This is a genomic window from Metalysinibacillus jejuensis (genome assembly GCF_003057615.1).
Classification (GTDB): Bacteria; Bacillota; Bacilli; order Bacillales_A; family Planococcaceae; genus Metalysinibacillus; species Metalysinibacillus jejuensis.
On sequence record NZ_QAFW01000190.1, the window covers coordinates 1 to 376 of the forward strand.

Sequence of the window (376 nt, forward strand, 5' to 3'; positions counted from 1 at the left end):
GGTGAGAAAGCCAATTACCCACGTTTTTATCGACAATCATTAGACAAATTAGCAAAAGAACAACGCATCCTATCTCGTAGAAAGAAAGGTTCTGCACGTTGGGAAAAACAACGTTTGAAAGTGGCTGAACTACAAGAAAAAACAGCCAATCAACGTAAGAACTTTCTACACCATCAATCAAAAGAATTAGCGACAACCTATGACGCTGTTATCATCGAGGACTTGGACATGAAAGGAATGTCTCAAGCTCTTCACTTTGGTAAAAGCGTTCACGACAATGGTTGGGGCATGTTCACTACATTCTTATCGTACAAGCTAAAAGAACAAGGGAAACAGCTCGTGAAAATTGATAAATGGTTCCCTTCGACTAAAAAAT

At 39.1% G+C, this 376-nt stretch carries 1 protein-coding gene; it reads left to right on the top strand.

What is annotated here, in order from left to right:
- The coding region (locus DDE80_RS15870) for an RNA-guided endonuclease InsQ/TnpB family protein (RefSeq protein WP_153060955.1) at positions 1-376 on the top strand (376 nt) is incomplete at both ends.